At 52.1% G+C, this 13,230-nt stretch carries 10 protein-coding genes; 6 read left to right on the top strand and 4 right to left on the bottom strand.

All coding sequences use genetic code 11. The annotated features are described in order from the left end of the window. Nucleotides 1-3: 3 nt before the first annotated feature. Entirely contained in the window at nucleotides 4-1,395 is a 1,392-nt protein-coding gene (locus P2G53_RS08015) for a PhoH family protein (protein WP_275815995.1), read from the bottom strand. Nucleotides 1,396-1,872: 477 nt separating this feature from the next. Here P2G53_RS08015 and ppnN point away from each other — a divergent pair, with 477 nt between their 5' ends. Then, nucleotides 1,873-3,246, top strand: coding sequence for a nucleotide 5'-monophosphate nucleosidase PpnN (gene ppnN / locus P2G53_RS08010; RefSeq protein ID WP_275815993.1), 1,374 nt, complete (start codon nucleotides 1,873-1,875; stop codon nucleotides 3,244-3,246). Here the strand turns inward: ppnN and putA are convergent. After that, nucleotides 3,225-6,344 carry a bifunctional proline dehydrogenase/L-glutamate gamma-semialdehyde dehydrogenase PutA gene (gene putA / locus P2G53_RS08005; protein ID WP_275815991.1) on the bottom strand — a complete coding sequence of 1,040 codons (3,120 nt, stop codon included), beginning with the start codon at nucleotides 6,342-6,344 and terminating at the stop codon, nucleotides 3,225-3,227. The genes ppnN and putA overlap by 22 nt on opposite strands. A 130-nt stretch (nucleotides 6,345-6,474) precedes the next feature. Here putA and P2G53_RS08000 point away from each other — a divergent pair, with 130 nt between their 5' ends. From P2G53_RS08000 to P2G53_RS07980, 5 genes are all read left to right on the top strand, one after another. Beyond that, nucleotides 6,475-7,221 (top strand): TIGR00266 family protein, encoded by a 747-nt coding sequence (locus P2G53_RS08000; RefSeq protein WP_275815989.1) that lies wholly within the window; start codon nucleotides 6,475-6,477, stop codon nucleotides 7,219-7,221. Nucleotides 7,222-7,385: 164 nt separating this feature from the next. Beyond that, nucleotides 7,386-8,339, top strand: a complete 954-nt coding sequence (locus tag P2G53_RS07995; protein WP_275815988.1) for a M23 family metallopeptidase — start codon at nucleotides 7,386-7,388, stop codon at nucleotides 8,337-8,339. A 29-nt stretch (nucleotides 8,340-8,368) separates the two neighbouring features. Beyond that, entirely contained in the window at nucleotides 8,369-8,746 is a 378-nt protein-coding gene (locus P2G53_RS07990; RefSeq protein WP_275815986.1) for a polymer-forming cytoskeletal protein, read from the top strand. A 23-nt stretch (nucleotides 8,747-8,769) separates the two neighbouring features. Beyond that, nucleotides 8,770-9,543 (top strand): class II glutamine amidotransferase, encoded by a 774-nt coding sequence (locus P2G53_RS07985; protein WP_275815984.1) that lies wholly within the window; start codon nucleotides 8,770-8,772, stop codon nucleotides 9,541-9,543. A 25-nt stretch (nucleotides 9,544-9,568) separates the two neighbouring features. Continuing rightward, the gene (locus P2G53_RS07980; protein ID WP_275815982.1) at nucleotides 9,569-11,224 is read left to right on the top strand and encodes an AMP-binding protein; all 1,656 of its coding nucleotides are present in this window, start codon (nucleotides 9,569-9,571) and stop codon (nucleotides 11,222-11,224) included. Here the strand turns inward: P2G53_RS07980 and P2G53_RS07975 are convergent. Continuing rightward, entirely contained in the window at nucleotides 11,221-12,369 is a 1,149-nt protein-coding gene (locus P2G53_RS07975) for an ATP-binding protein (RefSeq protein ID WP_275815980.1), read from the bottom strand. The genes P2G53_RS07980 and P2G53_RS07975 overlap by 4 nt on opposite strands. Next, entirely contained in the window at nucleotides 12,366-13,118 is a 753-nt protein-coding gene (locus tag P2G53_RS07970; protein ID WP_275815978.1) for a response regulator transcription factor, read from the bottom strand. Before P2G53_RS07970 ends, P2G53_RS07975 begins: the two co-directional genes overlap by 4 nt. Between the last annotated feature and the right edge of the window lie 112 nt (nucleotides 13,119-13,230).

The raw sequence follows: 13,230 nt of genomic DNA, 5'->3' as shown, positions 1-13,230 counted from the left end.
TGGTTAGAGGTGTTCTTCGGCGTATTCCGCCAGGCGTGAACGGAAGATACCTTCAAGATGCACATTGGAGGCGCCTTCATAATTTTTAAAACGTTCAACAATGTAGGTCAGACCTGAGGTCAGTGGCGTCAGGTAATTAGAGTCGATCTGGGCCAGGTTACCCAAACAGATAATTTTTGATCCCTTGCCGCAGCGGGTGATGATGGTTTTCAGCTGCGAAGGGGTCAGGTTCTGCGTTTCATCCAGCAGTACGATCGCTTCCTGAATACTGCGACCACGGATGAAGTTAAGTGACTTGAACTGAATGTTCGCTTTTTCGATGGCGTATTTCACGCTGCTCTGAGGGCGTTCATCATGTTCATGCATCGCTTCAAGGTTGTCCTGAATGGCACTCAGCCAGGGTGTCATTTTCTCCTCTTCGGTACCCGGCAGGAAACCGATATCTTCTGCTACCGGTGGCGTAGAGCGGGTGACGATGATCTTGTTGTAGCGTCGTTGCTCAATCACCATCTCCAGCGCACAAGCCAGAGCGATCAGTGTCTTACCTGAACCGGCAGCACCGTTCAGGATCACCAGATCCAGATCCGGGTCCAGCACGGCACTCATGGCAAACGCCTGCTGAATATTGATCGGTTCAATGCCCCAGCAGTTTTGCTGCATCAGATGTTCAAAACCCAGATCCTGCAGGACAACCGACTCATCCGATACCGACACTACCCGGGCGCAGAAATCTTCAGAATCATCGAAAATATATTCACAGGGGTAGGTGTTAGGCAGCAGGGAACGGTCAATACGGTGATAGGTGTGACTGCCTTCCTGATAACTTTCGACCTGTTCTACCCTATCCCAGAACTTACCTTCCAGGTGATGATGCCCTGCGGGCAACAGCTCAATGTCAGAGACCAGCTGGTCGGTGCGGTAATCCTCAACCCGTTTCAGCCCGGCACCAAGCGCCTTGAGGCGCATATTGATATCTTTGGTGACCAGAATAATGTGGCGGTGCGGGTTGGTGGCCTGAAGGTGCAGGGCACAGTTGATAATGTGGTTGTCTTTATTGGAGCTGATTGGCAGGAAACCCTGACCCCGGGTCAGTTCATGATCGGGAAATATGCTCAGCTTCCCGAGTTTATGCGTGGTTTCAATCGTACCGGGAATGGTGATTTGCACACCCTTGGTAATTTCAGAGGTGTCCTTGGCCGTGCTGATGATCTGATCGATCGCCCTGATCGCGGCGCGCGCTTCCTGGGCAACGGTTTTTTTCCGGTCTTTAATATCGTCCAGCTCTTCCAACACCGTCATGGGGATGGCGATGTCCTGTTCCTTGAACTCATACAGACATTTAGGATCGTGCAGCAGTACGTTGGTGTCCAATATATAGAGTTTTGAGGCAGTCATAGACTGTTCCTTCTGCGGCCGGGGAGTATGAAATTTTTAGGGAAAAACTGAGAACGTGGAGGCGCAAGGGAGCAGGTCAGCTCGGTTGCCGGAAGCAGGATGATGGTTGTACGGTCGTGAATATAGTCCACAGCTGAACTGCGCTCTCCAGGTGGCCCTGTGTCTGGTCAGACATGGTTGCCAGCGGTCAACAAGTGATGTTTACGGGCGATCACGCCATCGCCGTCTGTTTTTTAGTTAACCCCGCTTAACTGATAAACACAAGGTTTTTTTTTTGCATGTTGTTATCGTGCTCAGAATGGCTCCGCTGACTGGATCGAGAGTGCTGTAAAACCAGGCATCGGTCGTATGATTGTACAAATTTTGTTCTAAAAGTGGTTGATTTTTATACTTATTTTGCGAAACCTTTGGGCCTACCCTATAGTCAGAACATAAAGTGACCGCATCAGGTGGTCCGAATGTAAGGTGGATAACAATATGATGACGGAACAATTTATTACCACCAGTGTAACTCCGCTTGAAAGCCTCAACAGCCTGACTCCGTTTGAGGTGGAAAAGCTGCGTGATGCCAGTCAAGGTGGTCTCTATAACCTGTTTCGAAAATGTGCGCTGGCGGTACTGAACAGTGGCAGTCAGGAGGACAGCACTAAACGCGTACTGGAAAAACACCGTAACTTTGATATACGCATTACCCAGAAACACCGGGGCGTGCAGCTTGATCTGATCAATGCACCGGCTACCGCTTTTGTGGATGGAGAGATTATCACCGGTATACGTGAGCATCTGTTTTCGGTGTTACGTGATCTGCTCTATGTGGGCGATGAACTCGATCAGTGTTGTCCGGGATTAATTGACAGTGAAGCCACCACCAATACCGTGTTTCATGTGCTGCGACATGCCAATGCGATCCGGCCGCATGTTAAACCCGATATGGTGGTCTGCTGGGGCGGACATTCCATCAACCGTACCGAGTATGAATACACCAAGAAGGTTGGTTACGAACTTGGACTGAGAGGTCTGAATATCTGTACCGGTTGTGGTCCTGGGGCCATGAAAGGACCGATGAAAGGTGCCACCATTGCCCACGCCAAGCAGCGTATTCGTGATGGTCGTTATCTGGGTATCTCCGAGCCGGGCATCATTGCAGCAGAAAGCCCCAATCCGATTGTCAATGAACTGATCATCATGCCGGATATTGAAAAGCGTCTGGAGGCCTTTGTGCGTCTGGGGCATGGCATTGTGGTGTTTCCGGGCGGCGCGGGCACCATGGAAGAGATTCTCTACATTCTGGGTATTCTGTTGCATGAAAAGAATACTCATCTGCCGTTCCCGCTGATTCTGACGGGGCCTGAATCCAGCGAAGCCTATCTGAATTCTGTGGATGCGTTTATCCGTGAAACGCTGGGGACTAAGGCTGCGGGGCGTTATCAGATCGTGATTGCCGACCCGCATCTGGTGGCGAGCCAGATGAAAGAGGGCATGCAGCAGGTGACCGATTACCGCAAGGCGACCGGGGAGTCCTTCCATTTTAACTGGCAGATGCATATTCCATCTGAATTTCAGCAGCCGTTTGAACCCACGCATGCCAATATGGCACAGCTGAATCTGAGTCGTAATCAGCCGGATTATCTGCTGGCGGCTAATCTGCGCTGCGCGTTATCCGGTATTGTGGCAGGCAATGTAAAAGAGCAGGGTATTCGAGCCATTGAAGAGGGTGGACCTTTCCGAATCTGTGGTGAATCCAGTCTGATGCATCCACTCGACCAATTATTGCAGTCGTTTGTGGAACAGCGTCGCATGAAACTCAACCACCGGGATTACAAACCCTGTTACTCCGTGGTGCCGGCCTGAGCGGAGCCCAGTAATTCCCGGTTACCCCCTTCGGCGGTGGTATTGCGACACACGCTCTGCTCGCGGCAAAACGCTTTCAGGTAATCAGGTCCACCTGCTTTTGGCCCTGTGCCTGAAAGACCCATGCCGCCAAAGGGGTGGGCAGCCACAACCGCACCGACCTGATCGCGGTTGATGTAGATATTGCCCACCCGGGCATGATCAACAATGGTTTGAATGGTACGGTTGTTGCGGGAGTGGATACCCAGCGTCAGGCCGAATCCACTGCGGCGGATCTCCGCCAGCACACGGTCCAACTGATCTGCATCATAACGAATGATATGCAGCACCGGACCAAACACCTCCTCCGTCAGTTCATCCAGGCTGTGCAGGCGAATCAGGGTTGGCGGAACATAACAGCCCGAATCGGTCTCCGGTGGTAGTGACATCTCAAACATTACCCGGCGTGCCAGACGCTGGCGCTCGACATGTTCCAGAATTTTGAGTTGGGCCGGTGTATTGATTACCGGGCCGACATCGGTGGCCATCTGCATCGGGTCGCCTATAGTCAACTCTTTCATGGCACCGATCAGGCGGGCTTCCAGCGACTCGGCAATCTCTCGCTGCAGATAGAGTACCCGCAGGGCGGAGCAACGCTGTCCGGCACTGTTAAACGCTGAGCGCAATACATCATGAATCACCTGTTCTGGCAGAGCAGAGCTGTCCACAATCATCGCATTGATACCCCCGGTTTCGGCCACCAGACTGGCGATTGGCCCGGTGGTGCGCTGACCCAGTTGTTGATTCAGGGCGCTGGCGACCTCAGTTGAGCCGGTAAAGACAACACCGGTCAGCCGCGAATCCTCCAGCAACTGCTGAGTAAAGGCGCCCCCCCGATAGGGGATCAGTTGCAGAGCCTGCGGGGGCAGGCCGATTTCAAACCAGATACTGACCGCCTGTGCAGCCAGCAGAGAGGTGGCTGAGGCGGGTTTGGCCAGCACGCAGTTACCGGTGACCAGACCGGCGGCAATCTGTCCGGTAAAGATCGCTAACGGGAAATTCCAGGGGCTGATACAGAGCACAGCCCCTTTGCCCAGATAGTGGAGGGTATTTTTTTCACCGGTCACGCCGGGCAGTTCAACCGGTTGCAGTTGTTCCCGTGCCTGCTGGGCGTAGTAGTAACAAAAATCAATCGCTTCACGCAGTTCATCGATCGCATCGGGCAGGGTTTTGCCAGCTTCGGCCATGCACAGGGGGATGAGTGTGTTGGCGTGGGCTTGCAGGGCGTTTGCATAACTTTCCAGATAATCCGCGCGCGTCTCAACCGGCGTATTTTGCCAGGTTGTTTGAAAGTGTTCTGCTGTGTTGAGGGCGTCTTTAATCTGTGATTCAGAGCAGTGGTTGAGATATCCCAGCAGGCGCTGGTTATCATGCGCAGCATACACCTGATGTAGGTCGTGACCTTCACACAGTTCGCCGCCGATAATCGGGTGGCATTCAAATAGAGGCAGTGTTTTTTGCAGGTGTTGATAATGCTGATGCAGCAACTGCAGCGAACCGGTATTGATGCCGCTGGAGTTCTTTCTGTAGGGCAGGAACAGATCCTGCGGCAGAGGGATGATTTGTTGATGCGTCTGCAGGCGTTCGCTGATCGGGCGTAACAGGGCAGATGTGGCCTGATGTTTCTGGTTCAACTGAAAAACAAACGACGCGCTGGAACCATTTTCCATCAGCCTCCGAACCAGATAGGGCAGCAGTGTGCGGTAATCACCAATGGGCGCGTAGATCCTGCTGGGAATGGGGTATTCCTGCTGCATACGCTGGTGCAGTTGGTCACCCATGCCGTGCAGACGCTGCACCTCAAATGATTTGGAGGTGCTGATCTGGCAGAGCTGGCTTAGGGTCAGCGCATTGTGCGTGGCAAACTGTGGTTGCAGATACTGACACGGCTCACTCAGCAGAAACCGGGCACAGATCAGATAGTTGAGATCGGTCGCAGCTTTGCAGGTGAAAACCGGATAGTCCGTAAGGCCCTGTTGTTGTGCCCATTTAATTTCGCTGTCCCAGTAGGCTCCTTTGACCAGCCTGACGGGAATCGGGGTATCCAGTTTTTGTGCCAGTTTCTCCAGCCAGGCCAGAACCGGCAGGGCTCGTTTACTATACGCCTGTACGGCCAGACCTAAGCCACCCCAGTTGCGACAGATCTCGGTCTGCAGCAGCTCGGCAAAAATCTGTAATGACAGTTCCAGCCTGCTAGCCTCTTCAGCATCCAGGGTGATGGCGACATCGAGATCTCTGGCCTGCAACAGCAGTTGTAACAGACGATCCCCAATCTGACGAATCGCTTTTTCCTGTTGCAGGTTTTCATAACGCGGGCAGAGGGCGGAGAGTTTAATGGATACACTGCAGCCCGCCCGGTTACTGCTGCGGCCCACGGCTTCAATGGCATTCAGATAAGCTGAAAAGTATTGGTCCACATCGGCTTTGCACACCGCTGCTTCGCCCAGCATATCAAAGGAGAAACGGGTTAGCGGTGTGGCCTGATCAAACTGCTCTTGCAGGGCATCCTCAATGGTCTGGGCAAAGACAAACTGATCACCCAACAGGTGCATCGCTTTGCGTACGGCCGCAAGCAGGGATTTGTGCTCCATCTTGCGCCAGAGCTGCCCGAGCAGTGAGGTTGGACAATCCTCATGGCTGACAATCTGCTGCGCCAGTGCCAGTGCCCAGATCTGACTTTGGTGCAGCGATTGCTCTTCAATAAACCGGGACAGATCCAGCAGACTCAGTTTGTCCTGCAGTATACCCAGTGCGCCGGTCTCATCCGGTATTCTCAGCAATGCTTCTGCCAGACTGAGCAGCGCCAGCCCTTCATCACTGGCCAGATCGAATTGCTGCATCAGCTCGGCCACGGCCAGGCTGGAATGTTTGTCGGAACGGATATCAGTAACCCACTGCTCGGCTCTGTCCTGAATGAGCGGTGATTCCTCCAGAAGCGGCAGTAGCGTTTGCACGAGTGTCTGCTCATCACAGAGATAACAGTCGTCCAGTTGCTGCCAGAAATGCTCTGCGGTGTACTGGGCGAACTCGTCAGAAAAATAAAAGCGTGGATTTAGCATGGAATAGGCTGCTGGCTGCGTTTCAGTCAGTGTAGATCAGCTTGATGTAACGACCTAGGTCAGCAGCACTTTACTTGATAGGATCTGTCAGATCGAAAAACAGCTCAGGCGTTTAAAAAGAGGGCAGATAATGCGCAGTCATGAAATTGACTACCGGATATTGGGTGAAGGCTTACAGGTGGTCGAAATTGATCTGGACCCGGGTGAAAAGGTCGTCGCCGAGGCGGGCACCATGAATTACATGGAACAAGGCATCCAGTTTGAGACCTGTATGGGCGATGGCTCTGCGGCCGAACAGGGTATGTTTGGTAAGCTGTTTTCTGCCGGTAAGCGATTGATCACCGGCGAATCACTGTTTATGACCCATTTTGAAAACACCGCCAGTGAGAGGCAGTCACTGGCATTCGCTGCGCCTTACCCAGGCTCCATTGTGCCGCTTGACCTGCAAGCGCTGGGAGGTGAAGTAATCTGCCAGAAAGATGCATTTCTCTGCGCTGCACTGGGTACTCAGCTGGATATCGCTTTTTCCAAACGTCTGGGGGCCGGTTTTTTCGGCGGTGAGGGTTTTATTCTGCAACGGTTACGGGGTGACGGCCTGGCGTTTATTCAGGCCGGGGGTACTGTGGTGCGTAAAGAACTGAATAACAGCACCTTGCGGGTTAATACCGGCAGCCTGGTAGGATTCTCCGGCGATATTGATTACGACATTCAAATGGTGCGGGGATTAAAGTCGATGTTGTTCAGTGGCGAGGGGCTGTGGATGACGACGCTGTCTGGTACGGGTAGTGTATGGGTTCAGAGTTTACCGTTTTCCCGTTTGGCGGATCGTATATTGCAGCATGCGCCCAGTGTGGGTGGCAAAGAACAGGGCGAATAAGCCGCGGGTGGTTTGTCAGGAGGCGTTGAACCGGGTTATGCGACCACAGGGCGCTAGGCGAGTTGGGCCAAAGTCGTTATATTACCCCCTTATGACAAACCAGCCTGAGGCTGGTGTTAATACAATAACAAAACCTTTACCGGGTCTTTTTTTGGGTTGCTGTTTTGCGAAATAAGCTGGTTATCACGCTTACAACGGTGTATGGATCACGCCAGTATACGCTCAATCAGGTAGCAAAATATGTTTTGCTGCTGTTCCTTCTGCTGGCCGCGTTCAGCTTCTTTGTTTCAAACGCTTTATTGATGGCGACAACGGATAACCTCGCAACACTGGAGGAAGACCATCAGGAGCTGACGGAAAGTTACGAATACCTGCTGGGTACCCAGCAGCTCTATAAAAATGAGCTGGAAACACTCAGTAGCACACTGAGTGTGTTGAAAACCGAGCGTGATGAGCTGCATGAGGAAAACCAGCGGGTCGGTGAGTTAAATGAAACCCTTGATTCATCCCTCTATATGCTGGAAAACCTGCTCGGCATGAATGCGTCAGAGTCGATGACGCTGGAGCGGGCCGAGTCTCTTAAAGTTACGGCGACCGAGCGGTTGTTTTTTCTGCATAATATTCCTAACGGGCTGCCGATTCAGGGACTGCGTGTCACCGATAAATTTGGTATGCGTAATCATCCTGTTACACACAAAAAAGTCATGCATAACGGCATCGATTTTAAGGCTGACCGGGGCACTCCCGTCTATGCAACCGCTGATGGTGTAGTGGACACGGCGACCTATCAGAAAAGCAGCGGTTATGGCAAACTGATTGTTCTGCAACACAATTTCGGGTTTAAAACCTACTACGGGCATTTAGACAAAATAAAAGTGAAAAGCGGTGAGTTTGTCACCAAGGGGCAACTGATCGGATTAAGCGGTAACACGGGGCGTTCAACAGGTCCGCACCTGCACTATGAGATCCGATACCTCTATACCCCTTTGGATCCCGGTCCCTTCCTGGCCTGGAGCATCACCGACTTTGATTCACTGTTTGAGAAGGTAAAGGGTGTGCAATGGGCATCATTAAGAGAAATGTACCCGCTAAATCAGCGCCGTCAGCCATTACTATAATTGCTCAGGGCAATAAGTTTTGTGGTGACATGAGCATCATCGGCAAAATGCATATTGATGGCATTTTTGAGGGCAATATCTCTTCACTGGATGGCATTACTATCGGGAAAGCCGGACATGTGAAAGGTTTGATAAAAGCGCGTACGATTGATGTATGTGGCCTGCTTGAGGGCGAGGTTATCTGTGATGAGATGCACATAGAGCCCGGTGGTCAGGTACACGCTACGGTAGAAAGTGTTGAAATGTCGATCAGTCCGCGGGGCAGTTTTGTGGGTGAACGACGTATCAAGGATAAAACAAAATCGTTGTCGGAATCTGCGTCTGCATCCAACCAGAACGCTGGCAAATCCGGGGTAGAGGCGATCGATAGCCTGCCCGACAAGGTAGTACTCAAACAGAAAGCCTGACAACTGACCTGCAGAGTTATGCCATGTGTGAACTGCTGGGCATGAGTGCCAACGTACCAACAGATATCTGTTTCAGCTTTGCTGGCCTGATGCAGCGCGGCGGTGGTACAGGACCGCATCGCGATGGCTGGGGTATTGCCTTTTATGAAGGCAAGGGTGCGCGTTGTTTTCATGACCCCAAACCCAGTGTTGAATCTAAGATAGCTTCACTGATCTGCGAACACCCTATTAAAAGTCATGTGGTGATCAGTCATATCCGTCAGGCCAATGTGGGTGGTGTATGTCTTGAAAATACGCATCCGTTTCAACGTGAGTTATGGGGTTATACCTGGACCTTTGCCCACAACGGACAACTGAGCGAAGCGCTCTTTGAACTACCGCTGAGTTTTTATCACCCGGTCGGGACGACAGACAGTGAGTATGCGTTCTGCTGGTTGCTGGGAGAAATACGCAAAGCCTTTCCTGAGCAACCCGATAATCCTGCTGAGCTGTATGCATTTATTCAGGCGCGCTGTGAAAAACTGAGGCAGTTGGGTGTGTTTAATATGCTGTTGTCCGAATCGATCCATCTGTTCGCGTTCTGCAGTACCAAACTTTCATGGATTACCCGCTCTGCACCCTTTGGTACCGCCTCACTGACAGACCGTGACATGCAGGTGGATTTTTGCCATGAAACGACGCCGAATGACATTGTGACTGTGGTTGCAACTGAGCCACTGACCCAGGATGAAGTCTGGCAACCAATCCGTGCCGGTGAACTGGTTACATTTATCAAAGGTGTGCCCCAGGGCAATTAACCTTTCAGGGAATAACGATAACAATATGCAGGCCCTGCAGCTAAGTGACATTGAGCAATACCAGAACCTGCCTGATTTTCTGGATCAGCACTGGCGTGGATTTGCCGATCATCCGGCCTACACCAATATGGGCTCAACGCTCAGCTATGCCGATATCTCTGTGCACGCCCGTCGCTTTGCATCCTATCTGCAACACTGTACGGACCTGCTTCCGGGCGATCGCATTGGTATTCAGTTACCCAATCTGCTGCAGTACCCGGTGGTGGTCTATGGCGCGTGGCAGGCAGGTCTGGTGGTGGTCAATCTGAACCCCCATGGCAGTGATGAGGACCTGCGTCAGCGTATTCAGGAAACTGACCTGCGGGCTATCGTAGTGATGTCAAATTGCGCCAGGCAGTTAAACAGATTGCTGCCTGATTTTGCCATCAGGCATATGATTGTGACGGAGCCTGGTGACCTGCACCCCTGGCTTCGGCGCCAAAAAATTAACCTCGCTAACCGTTACCGACACAACAAAGGGCTCAGTCATCAACTGCCGCATGCTCTCAGCCTGAGAAAAGCTCTTGAACTGGGATGCAGGCGTCGACCCAGTCGTTGTGTGATGAAGCTGGAACAACCCGCTTTGATTCAATTTACCTCAGGATCAAGAATGTCTCCGCGGGGTGTTGTTCTGAGCCATCGTAATCTCATAGCCAATGCGCTGCAGATCAAACAGCGTCTGCATGGGTACCTTTCAGAGGGGCGCGAGTGTTGTGTATCGCCGCTGCCCATGACGCATATTTATGGCTTCACATTTTATTGTATTGTGCAGCCAATGCTGACGGCACATACCGTGCTGATAACCTATCCACGTCATATTGATGACATGGTTCGGGTGATTCGGGATTTTAAATTCAGTTGTTTTACCGGACTTAACAGTCTGTTTGTGGCGCTGTGCCAGAATCCTCAGTTCCAGCAGCTGGATTTCAGTCATCTGAAACTGACCGTGTCGGGGGGTATGCCCCTGGTGCAATCCGTTGCCCGTCACTGGAAAGCTATTACGGGTAAAGAAATTCAGCAGGGTTATGGGTTGACTGAAGCATCGCCGACGGTGGCGCTGACGGATCCGCGCAGTGCTAAGCCCGGATCGGTGGGTACACCCTTGCCGCTCACTGAAATTCGAGTGATCGGTGAGCAGGGGGAGTTGTTAAACCCCGGTGAAAGTGGCGAATTGTATGTCAGAGGACCGCAGGTCATGTCTGGATACTGGGGATTTGAAGAGAGTGGTGTTAACGCGGACGGCTGGTTGGCCACCGGTGATATTGTGCGGGCCTGTCTGGATGGTACACTCAAAGTGATCGGGCGCAAGCAGGATGTGCTGAATATCAGTGGATTCCCCGTCTACCCGCAGGAACTGGAAAATATTATTAGCAGCCACCCCGATATTATGGAGTGTGCTGTGGTGGGATTACCGGATGGTGCCTCCGGGCAGGTAATAAAGTTGTTTGTTGTCAGCATCAGCCGTCGGCTGACGGTTAAGCAGGTGCGTGATTATTGCCGGGAGCGTTTGACGGCCTACAAGGTACCCAAACTGGTTGAATTTTGCAGTTCCTTGCCAAAATCTGATGTGGGTAAAATCCAGCATCAGATTTTGCTCACAGAAGCGATGCGCAAAGCGCAGCGTCAGCGGCGCCATATTTAACCCTGTTTGGCGACAGCCACAGCAGGGCTGACCCTGGCTGGCGAGTGTGACGGTTTTTCTCTTTCCTTGATAATGACCGAGGCAGGCAACCAGAACCAGATATGGGTCATGCTCGAAGAATCGGCTTGCGCACCCACCTGTCCACCATGGGCTTCAATCAGCTCCTTCACGATTGCCAGTCCAAGACCGGCTACACCATAACCTCTCGAACGTGATCGGTCCGCACGGAAGAAACGCTCGAATATATAAGCCGCATCCTCGTTGCTGAATGTTTGCCCGTCATTACTGAAACGCACGCACAAGCCCTGATTTTGTGACAGCGTTTCTATATTGAGTTTTCCGCCTGCGGTGGCGTAATGCCCGGCATTCTCGACCAGATTACGTAACACCTGCCGAAACTTATCCGGGTCGACACTGATCATGTTCAGCTCAGGGGCTAAATCCAGGTTCACGTTTAATTTCTGTAGCTCCAGCTGCGGTCGGCCCAGTTCAAGCGCTTCTTTGATCATTGCACTTAGTGCAACTGGCTGCGGATTAAGATCTGTGCAGGCTGCGTCGGCACGGGCCAGATTCAGCAACGACTCGGCCAGTTTAGCCAGTCGCAACACTTCACCATGTAACATGGACAGGGTCTCATTGGAGGGGGCAATGACGCCGTCGCGCATCGCTTCCAGATAACCCTGAATATTACTGAGAGGTGTTCTCAGTTCATGGGCGGCATCGGCTACCATCTGTTCGCGCAGATGTTCAATTCGGGCCAGGGATTGCGCCATCTGATTGAAGGAGAGTGACAGCCGTGTGATCTCATCATTACCCTCAATCGGTAACTCAACCTGATAGTCACCGGCCGCAAGGCGTTTGGTTGCTTCGACCATATTGGACAGAGGCCTTAGTAAGCGTCGGGTCAGTAAAAAACTCAGCAGCAATGATAGAAATAAACCGAGCAGTGATCCCCAGATCAGGTAGCGGTGTACGGTATTCAGAAACAGGCTGTGGGCATCATCCGGCTCAATATGATACTGGTTCATCAGCACCATAAAATAATCGGCTGCCAGGTAATCGATCGCACACCAGACAACAATCATCAGGGTCGCAATCACAGCGATATTGATGATCAGGAACTTCCACAGTAAACGGTGTTTCATGCTGTTACCTCAGTTGTGCATTTGCCGGGTGCTGCCAGTCGGTAGCCAATGCCTCGCACGGTTTCAATCGACACTCCACTGTGACAATCGGTTTCAAGCTTGCGGCGCAGTTTTCCAACGTGCACATCAATCACCCGGTCCACCACAATTTCTCCCTGAGTGTTGATCCACTCCAGCAGAGCGGCTCTGGACAAAACCTGACCCGGATGCTGCATCAGCGCTTCCAGCAGTTTGTATTCAGTCGGGGTCAGCGCCAGGGTTTTGTTACCGATAGACACCTGATGCGCCTGTTGATCCATCAGCAGGTTGCCCTGACGTATTTTCTGGTGCTGATGCACTTGCTGGATTCGACGTAAGATGGCCTTTACCCGCCCCATCAGTTCATGAGGGCTGAAGGGTTTAACGACGTAGTCATCAGCACCCAGAGAAAAGCCCTGAACACGATCACGTTCTTCACCGCGGGCTGTCAGCATTAACACGGGAATATCAGACTGCTCACGCAGTTGCTGCAGAACCTGCCAGCCATCCATGCCCGGCAACATCAGGTCAAGGATAACCAGATGGGGCAGCTCCGTCAGTGCCGTTTGCAGACCTGCTTCACCCTCATGTCGGATAAGTGCAAGAAAACCTTCATGCTCCAGATAGGTCTGGATCAGATTCGCTATGTGAGGGTCATCCTCAATCACCAGCACCAGAGGCTTGAAGTTGGCCTCAGCCGGAGTCTGGTTAGACTGTTGTAATGACGTCATCTTTTCTCTTCATCCGCAATAGGGGTTCGACAAGCGGGTTCACGTTAAGTTTAGCGCCCCGTCTGTTAAACGTGTCTGGTTGTGCTTACGTCATCGCCGCTTATAATGCCGG

Source organism: Neptuniibacter sp. CAU 1671, from assembly GCF_029222905.1.
Classification (GTDB): Bacteria; Pseudomonadota; Gammaproteobacteria; order Pseudomonadales; family Balneatricaceae; genus Neptuniibacter.
This window is presented reverse-complemented; position numbering and strand designations above follow the sequence as displayed.